Origin of the sequence: Thermosynechococcus sp. TG215, assembly GCF_031583455.1 — a bacterium.
Taxonomy (GTDB): domain Bacteria; phylum Cyanobacteriota; class Cyanobacteriia; order Thermosynechococcales; family Thermosynechococcaceae; genus Thermosynechococcus.
The window spans coordinates 528,714-549,038 of record NZ_CP134178.1; the positions used below are offsets into that span (position 1 = coordinate 528,714).

Consider the following 20,325-nt stretch of genomic DNA (forward strand, 5'->3'; position numbering starts at 1 on the left):
TTTATAGGGTTATCCTGATGATTTTATCCTTGTATGCAAGGAGAGCAAAGCTACGCTGTTTAGGAATGGTGATCGAGCCAAAGATTGGCTGACCATCACAGGTGAGTTCTCCTGATTCTAGGGCATGAATGATCAGGTTTTGATCTCGCCGTTCAAGGATGGCGATCGCCATCATACTGGGCAAAGGCACCACCAAGAACGTACCAGCGACACTACCGCCGACACCAATTTTTTGGCCATGCTTGAGGGCAAAGCGATACTCTTGATCCCCCACCTGAACAGTGACAGACCAAGGAATTTGCTGCCGCAGCCAATGCACAGCGAACCACAAGCCAGCCCCAAGAACCAACACCCCCAAGACACTCGCCAGCAGAATCTGCCACCCCAGTTGTCCCCGAAGATAGGCGTCCACTAGACAGATGTCGCCGCCGCCGGGTTTAGGGGTACAAAATTCCTGCACTGTGGCTGGCACATCGACAACGGTTAGCTGAAAGTTGCCGGGCTGAATACTGCGCTGCTGCATTGGTAGAGCCGCAAACCATTGGCTGCGCTCTTGGGCTTCTGGGGTATCGGCTAGACCACAGACACTATTGGGGACTTCTATCCATTGATCCGCTTGCCCTTGGGGAAGGTTGAGGGGAGCATCCGTAATCCAAATCACCGACTGGTTTTTGATCGGTTGCTGATTGTGGAGGCGGTCTTGGTTGAGTTGCGCCAAATAGCGATAGACAAAGAGTTCGGCACACATAATATCGGTACCCTGCTCAGTGCCGGCATTCATGGGCACCGCTTCTAAAATTTTGGGAATATCCACAGACCCTTGGTATTCAAAGACCACGGGCGATCGCACCGTCATGGCAAAGGGCAGAATATGAACGGTGTCCCCCTTGGTTAAGGTTTTTTCAATGATCTGCCGTAGGTGGAGCCGCCCTGGATCATTGAGGCCGACACTTTCCGTGAGGTCGATCGCCAGCACCACATCCCGACCGCCCCAACGCCCAACCCACGCCAACCCGTCCTTTTGCTGGGGGGTGAGGGGACGATTGCCGGGAACCACAGGTGGATTCATAGTCAGTGGCTTAAATTGCGAGATTTCTAGGGTTAAAGGGGTCGCCTCTGTTTATCATAGACCTAAGGAATAAATGCGTAGAGCCTCAATTTTAGAATGATCGGTTGTTACTGGGGATACGACTTACCATGGAGAATGCCTTACCTGCGGTTTATTTAAGTGTGTTGATTATTCTACTCGGCGTCTCAGCTTGGTTTGTGGTCAAACAAATCCTCAAAACCCGCCGCATTGAATCTACTTTGGCACGCCTGCAACGAAAACTCAAGCAGGAACCAGGGACCACTCAAGAATACTTTGAACTCGGCAGCATCTACCTCACCAAAAAACTGGCCAGTCAAGCGATTCCCCTGTTTCAAAAAGCCCTGAAGGCGGCTGAAAGTGAAGGTGAAACCTATGTGGCTCCCATCTACAATGCCCTTGGCTATGCCTATTTCATGCAGGAGCAGTATGATCTCGCAATTCGCCAGTACAAGGAGGCTCTGAAAAATCAGCCTGAGTACATCACGGCTGCCAACAACCTAGGCCATGCCTATGAGAAAAAGAATCTAGCCCAGCCAGCCCTTGAGGCCTATCAGCACACCCTGAAATACGACCCCAACAATGCGATCGCCCAACGGCGGGTGAATTCCCTGAAAAAACGGCTGAGTGGCGCGGCGGCTTGAGGATCCCTCGTCAAGCAAAAACTGGCTAACAATAAAAAACTGGCTAGGACATTCCCTAACCAGTTCGCAATTCACTCTGTGTATTTAGCTGGATAAGCTACCCCTCGGTTTAGGCGTCTCCTTCGATGTAGAGGAACAGCAACCCCATCACCACCGTGGGCATCAGCCAGCACACCACGGGAATAAAAATCCAAGGCAAAAAGGATGCAGCGTAAGATCCCATCATAATCAGCGGTTCTCCTTCTGGGTGATCAAAAGTAAAGTGTGACCAAGGCCCTAGTTAAAGAGGCCGGTCATGATGCCATCCACAACAGCAAAGTTTTCGAGGAGGAAGAAGGCAACAAAGGCACCACCCATAGCCCCCACAAAGAAGCCAGCCGTAAACTGACTCCAACCCTCACCGGTTTTCAGGGGATCGCTGCTGCTGCCACCCTTTTGAAAACTGACTAGACCATAGGCCGCTAAGCAGGCCGTGGCAATCAAAATCAGGGCGATACCAGAAATCAAACCGCCCAAGTTGGCCACATCGGAGTCCCGCAGGGGACCGAGCTTGACCCAAGGACCAATGAGAAAGTAGCCATGGGCCATCCCTACTTCTAGCCCCCGCAGAATGGGCGAGAGGCCTTGACGATAGGCGGGGAGATTGCCAATAAAGGTCTTGACTAGGCCAGAGTCAGAAATGGGTGTAGATAGGTGACCGATAAAGGGATCACCATTGTATGGCTTAACCAGTTCTTCTGCCATGATTTTTATTTCCCTAGCATTCCGTCATGTCCGCGCACAGGCACGAACCTAAGTGGTTATTCTAGGCAAGGGCGGGCGATCGCGCGAGAGAGAGCGTTCATCTCTTTAAGAAAGTTCATGTATCGCAACATCCCCTTACGCAGCCCCGCCCTCAAGTTGGGGTTAGTAGGTGGGTACGCTGGGATCGACTTCCTGACTCCAGGCGTTGATGCCCCCTTTGATATTGATCCCCTCAATGCCAGCCTGTTTCAGTATGCCCAAGGCTTTGGCAGAGCGACCCCCCATCTTGCAGTGCACCAAGAGGCGATGGCCATTCACCAGATTGCGGATTTTCTCCACACCGGGGCCATTTTCAATCTCCGAGAGGGGAACGAGTACAGCGCCGGGAATCCGAGCAATTTCGTACTCGTTGGGGTTGCGCACATCCACAAGAACGTAATCTTGGGCACCGCTGTCCATGAGGGCTTTGAGTTCCTGGACGGTCATTTCGGGAATTTCTGCTATTTGGGCGGCCTCCTGTGCTTTGGCTTGGCGAATACCACAAAATTCTTCGTAGTCAATGAGCTTGTCAATGACTGGCCGTTCGGGGTTTGGGCGCAGCTTGAGTTCACGGAATTTCATCTCTAGGGCGTTGAAGAGCAAGAGGCGACCACTGAGGGTTGTGCCTTTGCCAAGAATAATTTTAATCGTCTCCGTGGCTTGGATGACGCCAATAATACCCGGCAGAATCCCAAGAACGCCCCCTTCCGCACAGGAGGGCACTAGGCCCGGTGGCGGCGGTTCCGGATAGAGATCACGATAGTTGGGGCCGCCTTCATAGTTAAAGACCGTGGCTTGGCCCTCAAAGCGAAAGATGGAGCCATAGACATTGGGCTTATTCAGGAGCACACAAGCATCGTTCACCAAGTAGCGGGTGGGGAAGTTATCGGTGCCATCCACCACAATGTCGTAGTCCGCCATAATCTCAAGGGCATTGGCGGCGCTCAAGCGAGTTTCGTAGAGATCCACTTGGCAGTAGGGATTGATCTCAAGGATGCGGTGCTTCGCCGATTGAATTTTCGGCTTGCCCACCCAAGAGGTGCCGTGGATCACCTGCCGTTGCAAATTGGAGCTATCCACCACATCAAAATCTACAATGCCAAGGCGACCAATACCGGCAGCGGCGAGATAGAGCAGCAAAGGCGATCCCAATCCACCCGTGCCAATGCAAAGCACGCTGGCAGCTTTGAGGCGTTTTTGACCCTCAACACCCACCTCTGGCAAAATCAGATGGCGGGAATAGCGTTCATAGTCGTCTTTCGTGAGTTCAATCGTAGAAAGGTCTGGATTTAGCATGGTAGCCCTTCATAAAAAATGCGGCTGATCTAACCCGATCAGCAAGGGTGAGGGGATTTTCTTATTTTACTTAGGGGCGCGACAGAGGATCTGCCAAGGTTTCAATTGTCAACACTTGGGGGGGGGTGGCATCCGGCGGATAGAGCAGGGTGAACTGTACCCAGCGGATTTCTTGGGGTTGTAGCGTGAGCCGCACCAGATCGTCTCCCTGCTGGCCTTGGCGTTGGACAAGGTGAATGATCCGACTTTGGGGGGTGCCTTGATCATCGCGGAAGCGCAATCGGACACTGCCTCGGAAAAAGATGCGGTTGGGTGGTTCAGCAAAGAACCGTAAGCCCCTAGCGGGGGCGTCGAATTTGATGGGGGTTTGGAGGGCAAGGCGCAGGGTCTGGGGGCGATCGCTGGTGTTTTGTAGCGGTAGCACCAGATCATATTCAATGCCATAGTTGCCATGGGCAGCATAGGCCGTATCGGGATAGCGCACCACGAGGGGAGCCGTTTGCACTTGTCCTGTGCCCAAGCGCCCTGCCACTAACGAACTAATGGGATAGGAGAAGGCGGTCCCCGCGGCGGGAATCGGAATTGGTTGTTGTTGGGGATTGTGCCAGCGGGAGCCAAGGGCGACACCCGCCACTCGGCCATAGATAATGCTGCCCCCTTGATCGGGGGGGGTGGGGGCGCGATCGCGGGGGGTGACCAATTCCCCTGCCGTCAGTGTCTGCTGCCATTGCTCTAGGGTCGGCGGTTCATTGCCAAAGCGGGCTAAACTGGCGAGGTAGAGGTTGCCACTACTGCGGGCACGAATCAGCAGCGAACGGCCATTGAGGGGGGGGTCGAGTCCCTTGACCGGAATCGGTAAATTGGCGATCAGGGCATAACTGCGCGGGGGAATCATGATTTGTGCGGGCCATCCCGATTGCCGCCGTTGTCGCAAAATATCCAGCATGACGCGATCGCCCGGACCAGCAAAAACTTGGCCGAGATCATTGGCCTGCTGATTGGGCAGAGGACGAAAGGGCGCATCCGGCTGACTCAAGTAACTGGCGGCATGGATCAAATTCACCGTTACCGGTTCAGAACTGGGGTTGTAGGCGAGAATCCCTAGGTAGAGGGTCGTGAGATCCTGTGGGTCGAGGGGCTTCGCAATATGGTGGGCAAAAATATCAAAGCGATCGCGAAAAGCAAAGTTCAAGTGGGCACTAGGAGTTGCTTTGCCCTCTGGCGGAAATGTGGACAGGAGAATCCCTGATCGCTGCACCACCTCTGGGCTATTGCTATTCAACACAGGCACCCGATCAAGGGCACCCGGCAAAGGGAGCACTTTTTGCGGTTTTTCAATTGTTGCCGGCGCCTGAGCTAGCACTGGGGAAATGACAACCAAGGCCGCACCGCTCGCCAACCACCAACGGAAATCAACAGACATTACCGAGACCTAGTAGCTCATTTGCAGCGTTACACTCGCCTCTACCTGTAATTCCCCGGACACCACAGGGGTGCTATCGGCCATGTTTGCTGCGCGAACGGCAAGGGGTCTTGGCGGGGGTGCCGCCTGATTAATTTGAATGCTCACCACTTGGCGCGGTTGGAGATTGAGGGCACTGAGTACCGCTTGGGCTTGACTTTGGGCATCTTGGGTCGCTCGCTGCAGGGCAGTGCGTTGGGCAGCGGCAATCGTCGCCTCTGGTGCGGTGAAGCTAATATTGTCAATCGTGGTTGCGCCAGCTTGGACAGCGGCATCAAGAAGGGACCCCACGCGATCGCTAGCAACGCGAAAACTCACCGTATTGCGCCCGATATAGCCCACCAGTATCCGCTGATTGTTGGTGTACTGATAATTGGGACTGAGGCTCAGCCCCGTGGTTTGCAGTTGACTGACTTCCCGTGCCCGCAGAACCGCCAAAACGGCATTGGCTCGCCGCGCCACCTCTTGCTGTACCTCTTGAGCCGTGCGACCTTGCACCTCGACCCCTAGGCTGACTTGGGCAAGAGTTGCTGAAATGGCTTCTGTCCCTCGACCTGTAACCGTCAGGGTACGTTGGGCTTCTTGGCTCACGGCGGGTCGCTCAGCAACCACCACAGATCCCCCAACAAGAAGCACGGCAAGACTGAGGGTATAAAAAGGCGTTAACGGATGTTTCACAGCGGTATTCACCACAGCTCAGCAAAAAACTCATGAACCTTGTTTCTCTCCAGACCGCCTCCCACTCGGATTCTGTTCCCCTTTAGGCGCTAATGGTATGAATTTTAATAAAATTCGTTCCTTGGGGAGTTTGGGCAGGAATGCCGCCCAGAATCAAAATTTTATCGCCCTCAGTGACCATCTGGCGCTCCTTGAGTTGGTTTTCAGCCACGGCAATCATCCCTTCAAACGTCATAGGCAGCGTTTCCAAAAGAATCGGCTTCACACCCCAGAGCAAATTCATCCAGTGATAAACGCGGGGGCGATCGGTAAAGGCGACAATCATGGGTTTCACCCGTTCCCCAGAGGCAATGGTTGCGGTATAGCCCGTTTCCGTAAAGCAGGCGATCGCCCGCAGATCGAGGATTTGAGTAATGGTGGTTAAGGCTTCACCTAGGGCATGGGTCTCATCATTGCGGTAGGCGGGCATATTGTCAAACTCAAGATGCGGCTCCACATCCGCTGCAATCCGCGCCAACATCTTCACCGCCTGCACAGGAAAAGCCCCCACAGCAGATTCGCCCGACAACATCACCGCATCTGTACCATCAAGAATGGCGTTGGCGACATCACTGGCCTCTGCCCGCGTCGGACGGGGATTGTGAATCATGCTCTCTAGCATTTGGGTTGCCGTAATCACAGGAATACTGCGGTAGTTGCACTCGCGAATAATTTGCTTTTGCAGCAGCGGCACCTTCTCTACCCGCATCTCCACACCGAGATCGCCCCGCGCAACCATGATTGCATTGGCCACCCCCAAAATCGCTGAGAGATTTTCCACTGCTTGGGGTTTCTCAATTTTTGCCAGCACGGGCATATCACTGGCACCGTGGGCCGCCAAGTACTCCCGCAACTCCCAGAGATCCTCAGCTCGGCGCACAAAACTCAGGGAGATAATATCAACCCCCTGCTCAATGCCAAATTGAATATCCTGCTTGTCTTTGTCTGTGAGGGAAGGCAGCCGCAGATTGAGATCCGGCAAGTTTACCCCCTTACGACTTTTGAGCGTGCCCCCCTGCACCACCCGGCAGGTGACCCGATCTCCCGCAATGGCCTCGACCACCAATTCCAAGAGGCCATCATCCAAGAGCACCTGCATCCCCGGCTGCGCCTCTTCGGCAAGATAGGGATAATCAATGCCAATGCCTTGTGTCTCTTCCTCAGTGAGCGGCACGAGGTGGACTTGCTCCCCTTCCACTAATTCGATGCTCCCTTCAGGAAGCTGGCCAACGCGAATCTTCGGCCCTTGCAAGTCTTGCAGCAGGGTTAAGGGGGTTGCTGCTTCATTGGCCACTTGTCGTAGCAGAGTAATGGTTTCGGCATGATCTTTATAGTCACCATGGGAGAAATTTAACCGTGCCACATTCATGCCGGCGGTTAGCATCTGCTGAATCACTTCCCGCGATCGACTGGCAGGGCCAATGGTGGCCACAATTTTGGTGCGACGAAACAGCATAGGAGAGGGGGATAACTTCATGCTCTCCTAAATCTTAGGCATAGGTCAGGGAATCCGGTGGTGTTCTGGCTTGCATTGGACATTAACTTTTGTGGCTACAGGGATGTGGCTATAATTTGCCTCGTGGAGACTACCGCTGGAGGCCGCGATGGCACGCCCCCTTACCCCCGATAATCAAACGCTGAATCGTGCTTGGACTTGGCAAGATGGCCTGATTATTTTGGCCTTGATTGCCCTGATCTTTTGGATTGTCAACACGGCGGCGCAGTTTACAGGACAGTATGACCCCACGATCACCATTGAGCTGAGTCCAGCGGTCTTGCCCAGTTACACCGCTCAAACGCTGCTGCGGATGCTGATTGCCTACGTCATCTCCTTGGTGTTTAGCATCCTCTATTCCTATATTGCCTACTACAATCGCACTGCTGAAAAAATCCTGCTGCCGCTGCTGGATATTCTGCAATCGATTCCCGTGCTGTCGTTTTTGCCGGGGGTGGTGCTGGCACTGATTGCCCTCTTTCCGGGGAGCCGTATTGGCGTGGAATTGGCGGCCATTATCCTCATCTACACGGGAATGGCTTGGAATATGACGTTTAGCTTTTATCAGTCTTTGATTAGCGTGCCTCGGGAGCTGCGGGAGGTGGCAAAAATTTATCGGCTGGGGTGGTGGCAGCAGGTGTGGACGCTGGATTTGCCGGCGGGTGCCATTGGCCTGATCTGGAATAGTGTGATGTCAGTGGCGGGGGGCTGGTTTTTCCTGATGGCGATCGAGTCCTTTACCATTGGCGAGAAAACCTTTACGTTGCCGGGGTTAGGTTCCTATCTGGCGGAAGCAGCCAACCAACAGGACTATGCAGCATTGGCCTACGGTCTGGCGGTATTAATTGGCATCATTATTGTAATTGATATTCTGGTGTGGCGCCCTCTCATTGCTTGGGGCGAAAAATTCAAGATGGAAATGGTCGAGGCGGAGAATGTGCCTAAATCCTTCGTTCTTGATTTCCTGCGGCGATCGCCCACGTTGCGAGCCTTCCACCAAAATATCTTTGCCCCCGCCTGGGAACGACTGGATGAGCAGTTGCGCCCCAAACCCCCACGTCAATCTGTTGCCCCCCAGAATGACCAAGGCAACTGGCCGATAACCCCCATCATTTTGCTGATTTTTGCCGCCTTCGTGGGTTGGGGAGCGATCGCCTTTTTGCGGCAAATGTTTGGTGTCAGTTGGCAAGATTGGCAGCAAATTGGTCTAGGGGCGGTTCTGACCACGGTGCGGGTAGCGGTGGCACTGGTTCTCTCCCTACTGTGGACAGTTCCAGTGGGGGTGGCGATCGGTCGCAATCCCCGTGCTGCTCAAGTGTTGCAACCCATTGTCCAAATTGCGGCATCGGTACCGGCTACGGCGCTGTTTCCAGTGCTGCTGTTGGCGCTGGCCAATGTGGGTGGGGGTTTGGAGATTGGCTCTGTGGCGCTGATGATGCTGGGCACGATGTGGTACATCCTCTTTAATGTCATTGCCGGTGCCCAAGCGATTCCCACGGAATTATTTGAAGCAGCGGTGATCTATCAACTCTCTTGGTGGCAGCGGTGGCGCACCCTGATCCTGCCCGGCATTTTTCCCTATTTGATTACGGGCATCATTACGGCGGTAGGCGGCGCTTGGAACTCCAGCATCGTCAGTGAATATGTGGAATTTCAGAATCAAACGGAGCAAACCCTTGGCTTGGGGGCCACGATTTCTGAGGCTAGCGTTCGGGGGGATTTTCCCCTACTGATGGCCGCCACGGCAGTCATGTCACTATTGGTGGTTTTGACCAACCGCTTGGTTTGGCGCCCCCTCTACCGCTTGGCGGAAACCAAGTATCAACTGCTGTAGGCGGTGAAGATGCGCGTTATTGGCCTCATGAGCGGTACCTCGGTGGATGGCATTGATGCGGTCTTAGTGGAGCTACAGGGGGGCGATCGCGACCTTGAGGTACAGGTGCTGAATTTTTGTACGGTGCCCTATCCCACAGCCCTACGGCAGCAGATTCTCGACATTTGTGGCGCAAAACCCTTGACCCTTGCAGCGTTGGCGGAGTTGGATGAGGCGATCGCCGAGGCCTTTGCTTTGGCAGCACAAACGGTTCAACAGGGATATCCCCGCGCAGATCTCATTGGCTCCCATGGCCAAACGGTCTTTCATCGCCCCCCCACGGGCGATCGCCTCGGCTACAGCCTACAACTGGGACGGGGAGATTGGATTGCTTGGCGCACGGGGATTACCACCATTGCTAACTTTCGTGCTCAAGATATTGCCCTAGGCGGCCAAGGAGCGCCCCTTGTGCCTCGGATCGATTGGTGTCTTCTCAGTCATCCCACGGAAGTCCGCTGTGTGCAAAACATCGGTGGCATCGGCAATGTTACCTACTTGCCGCCTCAACGAGAGGATCCTGAGGGCAAAGGGGTCATGGGTTGGGATACAGGTCCCGGCAATGTGCTGCTTGATCTGGCCGTAACGGAGTTATCGGGGGGTGAATTCACCTACGATGCCGATGGGGCATGGGCGCGGCAGGGCAAAATTATCGATCCCCTAGTAGAGCACTGGCTGCAAGACCCCTTCTTTCAGCAGCTGCCGCCAAAGTCCACAGGGCGAGAATACTTTGGTCTGCCCTTTTGGCAGCGATGCCGCACTGAGGCTGCTGGTCTGGCGCCTGCGGATCTGCTGGCCACACTGACGGAATTTACGGCTCGCAGTATGGTTGAGAGCTATCGCCAATTTTTGCCCCAAAAACCGCAGCGGCTCTTCCTCTGTGGCGGCGGTGCCCACAATCGTTTTCTCAGGGAGCGCCTTCAGGTGCATTTAGGAGACATTCCCGTGGAAACCACTGCGACGGCGGGCGTACCGGTGGATGCCAAAGAGGCGATCGCCTTCGCTATTCTCGCCTACTGGCATGAGTTGGGCTTGCCGGGGAATTTGCCCCAAGTCACAGGTGCGCGCCAAGCGGTTCCCTTGGGTCAGTGTTGGGTGGGACAGTCATGAAAACAACCTTTCCAGCCATTGTCACCACGGCTGAAATGCAGGCAATCGAAGGGGCGATGTTCAATGCCGGCTTTCCAGTGGCTGCCCTGATGGAAAAGGTGGGACAACGCCTCAGCGACTTTCTCCAGCGTCAGTTTCCACCGTATTCCCGTGTTGGGGTTTTGGCCGGTCCGGGGCACAATGGCGGCGATGCTCTGGTGGTGGCGCGGGAACTATGGCACCGCGGCTATGGGGTGAAGGTCTGGCAGCCCTTTGAACGTTTGAAACCCCTGACGGCAGATCATGCCCGCTATGCCCGCTTTCTCGGTCTGCCCTTTGTCGAGACAGTGGACAGCTTGCAAGAGGTTGACCTGATCGTGGATGGTCTTTTTGGCTTTGGCCTAGAGCGGGAACTGACGGGTGAACTTGCCGCTGCCATTGACCAAATCAACACGTGGCGGCAACCACGGGTGAGTATTGATGTCCCCTCGGGGCTACACAGTAATACCGGGGCAGTTTTGGGTACGGCAATTCAGGCCGATCGCACCCTCTGTTTAGGACTCTGGAAGCGGGGGCTACTGGTAGAGGAAGCACAGCCTTGGGTGGGGCAGGGGGTGTTAATTCCCTTTGATGTTCCCTCGACGCTGATTGAAGCGGTGTTGGCGACTGCGCCTCGGCGATATTGCTTAGATGCTTCCTGTTGGCAAGAATTGCCCCTGTCGCGATCGCCCATTACCCACAAGTATCAGCAGGGACAACTGTTACTCATTGGCGGCTCTGCCCAGTTTGGCGGCAGTATTCTCCTCAGTGCCCTTGCTGCACGCTGTACGGGTGTGGGAATGCTGGTGGTGGCGGTGCCCCAGTCCCTGAAGTCCCTTGTGCTCTCACGAGTCCCCGATGCCATTGTTGTTGGCTGTCCAGAAACAGCGAGGGGGGCGATCGCTGGCTTGCCGGAACCACTAGACTTGAGCAAGTTCTCAGCCATTGCCTGTGGGCCGGGGCTAACCCCTGAGGCGGTGCCCGTTGTGGAAACCGTTCTCGATGCCGGGCAACCCCTTGTCTTGGATGCCGATGCTTTGAATGTCCTAGCGACGCTCTCGCCATGGCCGCTGCCAAGTCCGACCATTTTGACCCCCCACTATGGCGAATTTCGGCGGCTCTTTCCAGACCTTGTCACCGGCGATCGCCTTGATCAAGTGACCGCCGCCGCGAGCCGCAGTAATGCCATTGTTCTTCTCAAGGGCGCACGCACAGCCATTGCCTCTCCGAAGGGTGAGCTTTGGATCAACCCCCACAGTACCCCTGCCCTTGCCCGAGGGGGTAGTGGGGATGTTCTCACTGGCCTCATTGGTGGCCTTTTGGCGCAGCAGGAAGCCCTCAGCGCCACCTATGGTGGGGTTTGGTGGCATGCCCAAGCCGGCCTTCAGGCAGAACGAGAGGCCACTGCTCTAGGGGTCTATCCTGAACAACTGATTGCCCACCTGTTACCGACGCTGCACGCTGCTCTAACTGCTGGCGTTTAGCTTTTTGGCCAAGAGTTGATTGGTCAGCTTGGGATCAGCGCGCCCGCTGGTTTTCTTCATGATTTGGCCAACAAAGAAGCCCTGAAGTTTCGTTTTGCCCGCGCGGTATTGTTCCAGTTCATTGGGGTGCGCTGCTAGCACTTCATCAATCATTGCCTCTAGGGTAGCCACATCGGAAATTTGGCTGAGGCCTTTTTTCTCGACAAGGGCTTTCGGGGAGCCACCTTGAGCCAGTAATTCCGGCAGCAGATCCTTGGCCATTTTGCTACTGATAGTGCCCGCCTCAATGAGTTGGATCAACTCCGCCAATTCAGCAGGTTTCAGAGGTAGTGCCTCGATCGCCAGTTTTTGTTCCTTGAGATAGGCGGTAATATCCCCCATGATCCAGTTGGCCGCTAATTTCGGGGGTGCCTCGGCGGCAACAGTGGCTTCAAAGTATTCGGCAACGGCTCGCTCATCGGTAAGGACACGGGCATCTTGGGGGGGCAGGCCCCACTCGGTCTCGTAGCGGTGCCGCTTTTGCGCTGGCAGTTCAGGCAAATCCGCACGCCAAGTGGCCAGTTGCTCCGCACTGACTTCAATGGGGCCGAGATCGGGTTCAGGAAAGTAGCGGTAGTCACTGGAGCCTTCCTTGACCCGCATGGTGCGTGTTTGCTGCGTGGCCTCATCCCAGAGGCGGGTTTCTTGAACGATGGCTTCGCCCGCTTTCACAGCAGCGACTTGCCGCTCAATTTCATAGTCAATGGCGCGTTGGATGGCACTAAAGGAGTTCATGTTCTTAATCTCGACCTTGGTGCCAAAGGTGTTGCTGCCCATGGGGCGCACGGAGATATTGACGTCGCAGCGCAGCGACCCCTCCTGCATATTGCCATCGCAAACCCCCAAGTAACGGAGAATACGCCGCAGTTCTTGGGCATACTCGGCAGCTTCTTGACCCGTGCGCAGATCTGGCTCAGAGACAATTTCCACAAGGGGCACCCCTGCCCGATTCAAGTCCACTAGGGAGTAGGTGGAGCCAGACAGGCGATCGCTCCCCGCGTGAACCAGTTTGCCGGCATCTTCCTCCATGTGCAGGCGAGTAATGCCAATTTTTTTACGGTGGGCGGTGCCGTTGTCATCCACCAGTTCAATCTCAAGGTAGCCATGCTGGGCAATGGGCAGGTCGTACTGCGAGATTTGATAGTTTTTCGGCAAGTCGGGATAAAAATACTGCTTGCGATCGAATTTGCTGTAGGGGGCAATCTGACAATTGAGGGCTAAGCCCGCCTTCACGGCATACTCGAGCACCTTTTCATTCAAGACGGGGAGTGTCCCCGGCAAACCCAAACACACTGGGTCAATGTTGGTATTCGGGGGTGCGCCAAACTGGGTTGAGCTGGACGAGAAAATTTTGGTTTGGGTACTCAGTTGGCAGTGAATCTCTAGGCCAATCACCGCCTCGTAGGTGAGACTGGCGGGATCCACAGGGGTGGGTTCAGGCGCAATGGTTGCTGCCTGCTGCGTCGAGGTTGGTGGGGTGGATTTCGCCGTTTTTGATGTTTTTGAGGTTTTCGATGCTTGCCGTTTGCTTGATTTTGCCTTTGCCATCAGAAACTCCACAAGGGTACCGCCACTATAAAGCAGCTTACAGCCCTTTTCCCAAGGATGGAACACGCTCAAGGCTGTGAAAGCAAGTACAGGAGAGTATTTGATTGCCCTAGGTCTATATGCATTTTCAGAAAAGGACTGTCTTCAGGGGGGGGAATTGAGGATCAAGAGCTAGGGGCGATGATTGCGCTCCTCCATGGGCACATAGGGCTGATTGTGGGCACCCGTATAGACTTGGGTGGGGCGATAGATGCGATTGGCCTCCAGTTGTTCTTTCCAGTGGGCTAGCCAACCGGCCACGCGGGCGATCGCAAACACAGGCGTAAACAGATCACTGGGAATGCCCAACCGCCGATAGACAAGCCCCGAGTAAAAGTCCACATTGGGATAAATCCCCTTGTAACTGAGGTATTCACCCACCACTTCTTCCAGTTTCAGGGCAATGTCGTAGTAGCGATCGCCACCAAACTTATCAAACAACTGCTCCGCCAGCTTCTGCAAAATCGTGGCACGGGGATCCTTGACCTTATACACGCGGTGGCCAAAGCCGGCAATTTTGATCTTATTCTGAACGCACTTTTCCACATAGGGACGCACATTCTCGACACTGCCGATTTCCTCGAGCATATTGATCACCTCTTCATTGGCGCCCCCGTGGAGCGGCCCTGCCAGTGTACCCACCGCTGAAGCAACCACAGCGTAAGGATCTGTCAATGTCGAGGCCGTCACCCGCGCCGAGAAGGTAGAGGCATTCATCGTGTGCTCGGCATGGAGAATCAAGCAAATATCAAATACCCGTGCCGCAAAGGGATCGGGACGCCGCTCATTGAGCATGTAGAGAAAGTTGGCCGCATAGTCCAGCTCATCACAGGGCATGACCGGATCATTCCCCTTGCGAATCAGTTGAAACGCCGCCACCATTGTTGGAATTTTGGCCAAGAGGCGGATGACTGCTGCCCGAATGTACTCCGGATCGTCGAGGGCCCGCCGCGAATAGAACAATCCCAAGGCGCCCGCCGAGGCCTGTAGGGCATCCATGGGGTGGCCACTGTCGGGAAAGCATTTCATCATGTCGCGAATGCGATATTTCACGCGGCGATGGTAGGTAATATCGTGCTCAAAGGCCGCCAACTCCTCCTTGCTCGGCCAGTAACCCCAAATCAAGAGGAAGGCAGTTTCCAAAAATGTGCTTTTCTCCGCTAGTTCCTCAATCGGGACACCGCGATACTCAAGAACGCCTGCTTGGCCATCCACATAGCTAATGGCCGACTGAGCAACGGGAATACCGTCAAGACCGGGGCTAAATTCGCAAGCAACCATGCGTGGGTGTCCTTAAAAGGGGGCAAACTGAATCGCAATTGCAACATCTATCAATTTTAGGGGAGAGGGGAAAGATGTTGAGATGTTAAGCTGCATTCCCGCTTCCTTGAAGTTTTCCAACGTTTTGGCAGGCGAGGGAAAGAGCCTCGCTACGATCGCGATCGGACATCAAAATGCCTTTGCCCAAGGAGTTGACGCGATGAAACTTGCCTACTGGATGTATGCAGGGCCGGCCCACATTGGTACTCTGCGCATTGCCAGTTCCTTCAAAAATGTTCATGGCATTATGCACGCGCCCCTTGGAGATGACTACTTCAACGTCATGCGATCGATGCTCGAGCGAGAGCGCGACTTTACGCCTGTCACCGCCAGTATTGTCGATCGCCATGTCTTGGCACGCGGCTCCCAAGAAAAAGTGGTGGACAATATCACCCGCAAAGACACTGAAGAGCACCCTGATTTAATTGTGCTCACCCCCACCTGCACCTCTAGCATTCTTCAGGAAGACTTACAAAACTTTGTCCAACGCGCCAGCCTCAGCACCACTGCCGATGTCCTCTTGGCGGATGTCAATCACTATCGCGTCAATGAATTGCAAGCCGCCGATCGCACCCTTGAGCAAATCGTGCAGTTTTATATTGACAAAGCCCGCCGCCAAGGCACCTTAGTGACCAACAAAACCCCCACCCCTAGCGTCAACATTATTGGCATCACCACCCTCGGCTTCCACAATCAGCATGACTGCCGCGAGCTGAAACAACTCATGGCCAACCTTGGGATTGAGGTGAATCTGGTGATTCCTGCGGCGGCCAGCGTCCACGACCTTGCCCGACTGCCCCAAGCATGGTTTAACCTTGTCCCCTATCGGGAAATTGGCGGCCTCACCGCCCAGTACCTAGAAACCGAATTTGGTTTGCCAAGCGTCAGCATTACGCCGATGGGTGTGGTGGAAACCGCCCGCTGTATCCGTGCCATTCAAGCGGTGCTCAATGCTCAGGGGGCCAATGTGGACTATGAGGCCTTTATTGAGCACCAAACTCGCGAAGTGTCCCAAGCTGCTTGGTTTTCTCGCTCCATTGACTGCCAAAACCTGACCGGCAAAAAAGCAGTGGTCTTTGGGGACAATACCCATGCAGCAGCGATGACCAAAATTCTCAGTCGGGAAATGGGCATCCACGTTGTTTGGGCAGGTACCTATTGTAAATACGATGCCGATTGGTTCCGCGCAGAGGTGGCGGGCTTTTGTGACGAAGTACTCATTACCGATGACCACACCGTGGTGGGGGACGCGATCGCCCGCGTTGAACCCGCGGCCATCTTTGGCACCCAAATGGAACGCCATGTGGGCAAACGCCTCAACATTCCCTGTGGCGTCATTGCAGCGCCCATCCACATCCAAGACTTTCCCGTGGGCTATCGCCCCTTCTTGGGCTATGAGGGCACGAATCAACTGGTGGATTTAATCTACAACTCCTTTACCTTGGGCATGGAAGATCACCTGCTAGAGATTTTTGGTGGCCATGACACCAAGGAAGTGATTCACAAGGGGCTTTCCGCCGACTCGGATTTGACATGGACCGCGGATGGGCTAGCGGAATTAAACAAGATTCCCGGCTTTGTGCGCGGCAAGGTGAAGCGCAACACCGAAAAATTTGCCCGCGAACAGGGGATTAGCGAGATCACCGTAGAAGTGCTCTACGCTGCCAAAGAAGCCGTGGGGGCTTAAGTTTCACCTCTGGAACCTGTATGAACCTGACCCTTGCAGCGTATAGCGATTGGCATTTAACAAGCAATTGCTATGGTATTGCTGAAACGTTTCATTGCCCTTGGTTTACTGGCAGCAGGGGTTGGCTTTGCACCAAGTGCCCTTGCGCAGCGGGTGCCGCGTTTACGCCAAGGCATGAGCTATGCGGATGCCCGCCAACGCCTCCTTGATCGGGGTTGGCAACCCGTGGTTAATCCAGCAATGGTGAATCCGACAACAACGACCCCGATTGTGGCCTATCTCGTCGGTCAAGGCTATAGCGAACTGATGGGTTGTCAACTAATAGGGGGGGTGGATCTCTGCACCTTTCAGTTTCGCAATCGCAAGGGGCATCTTTTGGAAATTGGCACCGTGAATTTGCTCATTTTCCCCGGCGGCACGGTGACCAGTTGGGTACTGCGGAAGAATTCCCCCTAGGCGATTCTTGCGTATAATGGGGAGCCGTAACCTTTTTTAAGGAACCGCAGTATGGTGTCTTCTCCGATTAAATCTGAAGCCCCTGTTCGTCACGATGTCAAAGACTTGAGCCTTGCACCCTTAGGGCAGCAGCGCATTGAGTGGGCCAGTCGGGAGATGCCGGTACTGCGGCAGATTCGCGATCGCTTTGCAAAGGAAAAGCCCCTTGCCGGTATTCGCTTGGCCGCCTGCTGCCATGTGACCACAGAAACCGCCAATCTAGCGATCGCCCTCAAAGCCGGCGGTGCTGACGCGGTTCTTATTGCCAGTAATCCCCTCTCCACCCAAGACGATGTCGCCGCTAGCCTAGTGGTGAACTACGGCATCCCGGTCTTTGCCCAAAAAGGGGAAGACACCGCCACCTACAGGCGCCATGTCAACATTGCCCTTGATCACCGTCCCAACATCATCATTGATGACGGCTGTGATGTGGTTGCCACCCTTGTCAAAGAACGCCAGCACCAACTCAGTGACATTATTGGCACCACCGAAGAAACCACCACTGGCATTGTCCGCCTCAAGGCCATGTTCCGCGATGGCGTCCTCACCTTCCCCGCCATTAATGTCAACGATGCCGACACCAAACACTTCTTTGACAACCGCTACGGCACTGGTCAATCTACCCTCGATGGCATCATTCGGGCAACGAACATTCTGCTTGCCGGTAAAACCGTTGTCGTGGCTGGCTATGGCTGGTGCGGTAAAGGGACAGCGCTGCGGGCACGGGGCATGGGTGCCAATGTGATTGTGACGGAAATTGATCCTGTGCGTGCCATTGAAGCAGTCATGGATGGCTTCCGGGTCATGCCCATGCTTGAGGCGGCGCCCCTTGGGGATATTTTCATTACCGTGACGGGGAATAAGCATGTGATTCGCGCCGAGCACTTTGCCGTCATGAAAGATGGGGCAATGGTAGCCAACTCTGGTCACTTTGACATTGAAATTGACCTTGCCACCCTGAAAACCCTCGCCAAGGAAGTCCGCGTCGTGCGCAACTTCACCGAGGAATACATTCTCCCCAGCGGTAAATCCATCATTGTTTTGGGTGAAGGCCGCCTGATTAACCTTGCGGCTGCCGAAGGCCACCCCGCCAGTGTGATGGATATGAGCTTTGCCAACCAAGCCCTTGGCTGTGAGTATCTTGTCAAAAATAAAGGTCAGTTGGCAGCCGGCATCCACCCTATTCCCGCAGCAGTGGATCAAGAAATTGCCCGTTTGAAACTCCAAGCCATGGGCATTGCCATTGACACCCTCACTCCCGAACAGGTGGAGTACATGAACTCTTGGACCTCTGGCACTTAGACCCCCCATCCACCTGCAAAATCATTAGAACGTTGCGTGCTGCGTCCTAGCTAGGGCTAACCTCAGGGTGCAGCTTTTTATTTATCGCTTAATTTATTGTCATCAACAGCCTTTTTCTAAAATAGTGGCTACCGCTACCGGCTGTCATCTTGTTATAGAGCAATTTGGGCTGTTTTAGTTGTTTGGGCAGATTTAATCTCCCGCCCTGAAGTTAAGGTTAGATACAGTTTTGGCATATTTTTAATACGGAAACTGTATAGCGACAAAGAAAATGTAGCAAAATTTACAAATGTTCATGATTGACCTGCCTAAATTGGGTGTTCAAGTAACCCGTTGAAACCAAGGGCAACAACCGTGAGCAACAAAATTGAAGCCATTAAAAAAGAGAAAGATGTTTTAGCGGTTAAACAAGAGCTAGAGAAATTCGCAGCCATGGGCTGGGAAAACATTCCTGAAGCTGACCGCGATGTTCGCCTCAAGTGGCTTGGGATTTTCTTTCGCCCCGTTACCCCTAGCAGGTTCATGATGCGGCTGCGGGTACCCAATGGGATTCTCACCAGTCAACAACTGCGAACCCTTGGCGAAATTGTGGATCGCTATGGTGAGAACGGCAATGGTGACATCACCACCCGTCAAAACATTCAGATTCGGGGTCTGCCCATTGAGGATATTCCTGAAATCATAGAGCGGCTGCAAGCCTGTGGCCTGACCTCTGTGCAATCCGGCATGGACAATGTGCGCAACCTCACTGGATCGCCAGTGGCGGGCATTGATGCGGCCGAACTCATTGATACTCGCCCCTTGATTATGAAATTGCAGGCCATGATTACCAACAATGGTCAGGGGAATTTGGAATTCAGCAATCTACCCCGCAAATTCAACATTGCGATCGAGGGGGGGCGGGATAACTCTGTCCATGCGGAAATTAACGATGTTGCCTTTGTGCCTGCCTATCGGCAAGGGCGTTTGGGCTTCAATGTTTTAGTCGGTGGTTTCTTCTCTGCTCGGCGTTGCGCTGCCGCTATCCCCCTCAATGCTTGGGTGCCTCCCGATGATGCTGTGGTGCACCTCTCACGTGCCATCCTTGAAATTTTCCGTGACCATGGCCTACGGGGCAATCGCCAAAAAGCGCGGCTCATGTGGCTGATTGATGAATGGGGTATCGAGAAATTCCGGGCAGCAGTCGCCGCTAAACTCCCCTTTGAACTCCTCAGTGCCGCTCCCAAGGATGAAATTGACTGGGACAAGCGAGATCATCTGGGGGTGCATTGCCAAAAACAGCGGGAGTTGAACTATGTGGGACTGCATGTGCCCGTAGGGCGCCTCTATGCCACTGATTTTTACGAGTTGGCACGGCTAGCTCAAGTCTATGGTCAATCGGAAGTGCGGCTGACCGTGGAGCAAAATCTGATCATTCCCCATGTACCTAGCGCTGTTTTACCAAGCCTGCTGCGCGAACCCCTCCTCACTAAGTTTCGGCCGGAACCACCGCCTTTAGAACGTGCCCTCGTTTCCTGTACGGGTGCTCAGTTTTGCAACTTTGCCCTCATTGAAACCAAAAATCGTGCCCTTGCCCTCGTCCGCTGGCTGAATCAACAACTGGTGCTCTCTCAACCGGTGCGCATTCACTGGACCGGGTGTCCCAACTCCTGTGGTCAACCCCAAGTAGCCGATATTGGCCTAATGGGTACAAAAGCCCGTCGTAACGGCGAAACCGTGGATGCCGTGGATTTGTACATGGGTGGCAAGGTCGGTAAGGATGCCAAGCTGGGCACCTGTGTGAAAAAAGCGATTCCCTGTGATGAACTGCCGGAGGTACTGCGCCAACTGTTGATTGATCACTTTGGTGCTCAGCCCATCAGTTCACATACGCTGCAGGTTCCGATACACGCTGAATTAGCCTTGTCGATTGTTTAGGAATTAAAGGAT

Annotated in this window: 17 protein-coding genes; 8 read left to right on the forward strand and 9 right to left on the reverse strand. The window is 54.3% G+C overall.

What is annotated here, in order from left to right:
- Window position 1: 1 nt before the first annotated feature.
- Window positions 2-1,069 carry a hypothetical protein gene (locus RHJ02_RS02410; protein WP_302677238.1) on the reverse strand — a complete coding sequence of 356 codons (1,068 nt, stop codon included), beginning with the start codon at window positions 1,067-1,069 and terminating at the stop codon, window positions 2-4.
- Between the two features lie 128 nt (window positions 1,070-1,197).
- On the opposite strand from RHJ02_RS02410, the gene RHJ02_RS02415 reads away from it, so the two are divergent.
- Complete coding sequence (locus tag RHJ02_RS02415) at window positions 1,198-1,731, forward strand: tetratricopeptide repeat protein (RefSeq protein ID WP_206200915.1); 534 nt, start codon at window positions 1,198-1,200, stop codon at window positions 1,729-1,731.
- A gap of 109 nt (window positions 1,732-1,840) precedes the next feature.
- Here RHJ02_RS02415 and RHJ02_RS02420 read toward each other — a convergent pair whose 3' ends face one another.
- The 6 genes from RHJ02_RS02420 to pyk form a co-directional block, all read right to left on the reverse strand.
- Window positions 1,841-1,957, reverse strand: coding sequence for a photosystem I reaction center subunit VIII (locus tag RHJ02_RS02420; protein WP_149820283.1), 117 nt, complete (start codon window positions 1,955-1,957; stop codon window positions 1,841-1,843).
- 50 nt (window positions 1,958-2,007) lie between these two features.
- Window positions 2,008-2,475, reverse strand: coding sequence for a photosystem I reaction center protein subunit XI (locus RHJ02_RS02425; protein WP_206200916.1), 468 nt, complete (start codon window positions 2,473-2,475; stop codon window positions 2,008-2,010).
- Between the two features lie 162 nt (window positions 2,476-2,637).
- Window positions 2,638-3,810, reverse strand: a complete 1,173-nt coding sequence (gene moeB / locus RHJ02_RS02430) for a molybdopterin-synthase adenylyltransferase MoeB (protein WP_310800417.1) — start codon at window positions 3,808-3,810, stop codon at window positions 2,638-2,640.
- Window positions 3,811-3,880: 70 nt separating this feature from the next.
- Window positions 3,881-5,233, reverse strand: a complete 1,353-nt coding sequence (locus RHJ02_RS02435) for a DUF3370 domain-containing protein (protein WP_206200918.1) — start codon at window positions 5,231-5,233, stop codon at window positions 3,881-3,883.
- A gap of 9 nt (window positions 5,234-5,242) precedes the next feature.
- Window positions 5,243-5,950: an SIMPL domain-containing protein gene (locus RHJ02_RS02440; RefSeq protein ID WP_310800418.1), complete on the reverse strand. Its 708-nt coding sequence runs from the start codon at window positions 5,948-5,950 to the stop codon at window positions 5,243-5,245.
- Window positions 5,951-6,032: 82 nt separating this feature from the next.
- The gene (gene pyk, locus RHJ02_RS02445; protein WP_206200920.1) at window positions 6,033-7,466 is read right to left on the reverse strand and encodes a pyruvate kinase; all 1,434 of its coding nucleotides are present in this window, start codon (window positions 7,464-7,466) and stop codon (window positions 6,033-6,035) included.
- 127 nt (window positions 7,467-7,593) lie between these two features.
- On the opposite strand from pyk, the gene RHJ02_RS02450 reads away from it, so the two are divergent.
- From RHJ02_RS02450 to RHJ02_RS02460, 3 genes are read left to right on the forward strand one after another with little or no spacing between them, the layout of a single operon-like run.
- The gene (locus RHJ02_RS02450) at window positions 7,594-9,318 is read left to right on the forward strand and encodes an ABC transporter permease subunit (RefSeq protein WP_310800419.1); all 1,725 of its coding nucleotides are present in this window, start codon (window positions 7,594-7,596) and stop codon (window positions 9,316-9,318) included.
- A 9-nt stretch (window positions 9,319-9,327) separates the two neighbouring features.
- Complete coding sequence (locus RHJ02_RS02455) at window positions 9,328-10,464, forward strand: anhydro-N-acetylmuramic acid kinase (protein WP_206200922.1); 1,137 nt, start codon at window positions 9,328-9,330, stop codon at window positions 10,462-10,464.
- Window positions 10,461-11,966 (forward strand): NAD(P)H-hydrate dehydratase, encoded by a 1,506-nt coding sequence (locus RHJ02_RS02460; protein ID WP_310743323.1) that lies wholly within the window; start codon window positions 10,461-10,463, stop codon window positions 11,964-11,966. Before RHJ02_RS02455 ends, RHJ02_RS02460 begins: the two co-directional genes overlap by 4 nt.
- Here RHJ02_RS02460 and gatB read toward each other — a convergent pair.
- Both gatB and RHJ02_RS02470 read right to left on the reverse strand, forming a co-directional pair.
- Window positions 11,949-13,451 carry an Asp-tRNA(Asn)/Glu-tRNA(Gln) amidotransferase subunit GatB gene (gatB, locus tag RHJ02_RS02465; RefSeq protein WP_310800572.1) on the reverse strand — a complete coding sequence of 501 codons (1,503 nt, stop codon included), beginning with the start codon at window positions 13,449-13,451 and terminating at the stop codon, window positions 11,949-11,951. The genes RHJ02_RS02460 and gatB overlap by 18 nt on opposite strands.
- A gap of 273 nt (window positions 13,452-13,724) precedes the next feature.
- On the reverse strand, window positions 13,725-14,873 hold the full coding sequence (locus tag RHJ02_RS02470; RefSeq protein ID WP_206200924.1) for a citrate synthase: 1,149 nt from the start codon (window positions 14,871-14,873) through the stop codon (window positions 13,725-13,727).
- Between the two features lie 199 nt (window positions 14,874-15,072).
- Between RHJ02_RS02470 and bchB the strand changes: the two genes are divergently transcribed.
- The 4 genes from bchB (at window position 15,073) to RHJ02_RS02490 (ending at window position 20,313) form a co-directional block, all read left to right on the forward strand.
- Window positions 15,073-16,599 carry a ferredoxin:protochlorophyllide reductase (ATP-dependent) subunit B gene (gene bchB / locus RHJ02_RS02475; protein WP_310744967.1) on the forward strand — a complete coding sequence of 509 codons (1,527 nt, stop codon included), beginning with the start codon at window positions 15,073-15,075 and terminating at the stop codon, window positions 16,597-16,599.
- A 72-nt stretch (window positions 16,600-16,671) separates the two neighbouring features.
- Entirely contained in the window at window positions 16,672-17,055 is a 384-nt protein-coding gene (locus RHJ02_RS02480; RefSeq protein WP_302678758.1) for a hypothetical protein, read from the forward strand.
- 51 nt (window positions 17,056-17,106) lie between these two features.
- Complete coding sequence (gene ahcY / locus RHJ02_RS02485) at window positions 17,107-18,396, forward strand: adenosylhomocysteinase (protein ID WP_206200926.1); 1,290 nt, start codon at window positions 17,107-17,109, stop codon at window positions 18,394-18,396.
- Between the two features lie 354 nt (window positions 18,397-18,750).
- Window positions 18,751-20,313 carry a ferredoxin--nitrite reductase gene (locus tag RHJ02_RS02490; RefSeq protein ID WP_310743327.1) on the forward strand — a complete coding sequence of 521 codons (1,563 nt, stop codon included), beginning with the start codon at window positions 18,751-18,753 and terminating at the stop codon, window positions 20,311-20,313.
- The last annotated feature ends 12 nt before the right edge of the window (window positions 20,314-20,325 follow it).

Coding starts and splice junctions, on each gene's coding strand:
- moeB (WP_310800417.1), bottom strand. CDS start 3,810: ATGCTAAATCCAGACCTTTCTACGATTGAACTCACGAAAGACGACTAT.
- RHJ02_RS02455 (WP_206200922.1), top strand. CDS start 9,328: ATGCGCGTTATTGGCCTCATGAGCGGTACCTCGGTGGATGGCATTGAT.
- RHJ02_RS02420 (WP_149820283.1), bottom strand. CDS start 1,957: ATGATGGGATCTTACGCTGCATCCTTTTTGCCTTGGATTTTTATTCCC.
- RHJ02_RS02415 (WP_206200915.1), top strand. CDS start 1,198: ATGGAGAATGCCTTACCTGCGGTTTATTTAAGTGTGTTGATTATTCTA.
- RHJ02_RS02480 (WP_302678758.1), top strand. CDS start 16,672: ATGGTATTGCTGAAACGTTTCATTGCCCTTGGTTTACTGGCAGCAGGG.
- bchB (WP_310744967.1), top strand. CDS start 15,073: ATGAAACTTGCCTACTGGATGTATGCAGGGCCGGCCCACATTGGTACT.
- RHJ02_RS02410 (WP_302677238.1), bottom strand. CDS start 1,069: ATGAATCCACCTGTGGTTCCCGGCAATCGTCCCCTCACCCCCCAGCAA.
- RHJ02_RS02435 (WP_206200918.1), bottom strand. CDS start 5,233: ATGTCTGTTGATTTCCGTTGGTGGTTGGCGAGCGGTGCGGCCTTGGTT.
- RHJ02_RS02425 (WP_206200916.1), bottom strand. CDS start 2,475: ATGGCAGAAGAACTGGTTAAGCCATACAATGGTGATCCCTTTATCGGT.
- RHJ02_RS02470 (WP_206200924.1), bottom strand. CDS start 14,873: ATGGTTGCTTGCGAATTTAGCCCCGGTCTTGACGGTATTCCCGTTGCT.
- ahcY (WP_206200926.1), top strand. CDS start 17,107: ATGGTGTCTTCTCCGATTAAATCTGAAGCCCCTGTTCGTCACGATGTC.
- RHJ02_RS02460 (WP_310743323.1), top strand. CDS start 10,461: ATGAAAACAACCTTTCCAGCCATTGTCACCACGGCTGAAATGCAGGCA.
- pyk (WP_206200920.1), bottom strand. CDS start 7,466: ATGAAGTTATCCCCCTCTCCTATGCTGTTTCGTCGCACCAAAATTGTG.
- RHJ02_RS02450 (WP_310800419.1), top strand. CDS start 7,594: ATGGCACGCCCCCTTACCCCCGATAATCAAACGCTGAATCGTGCTTGG.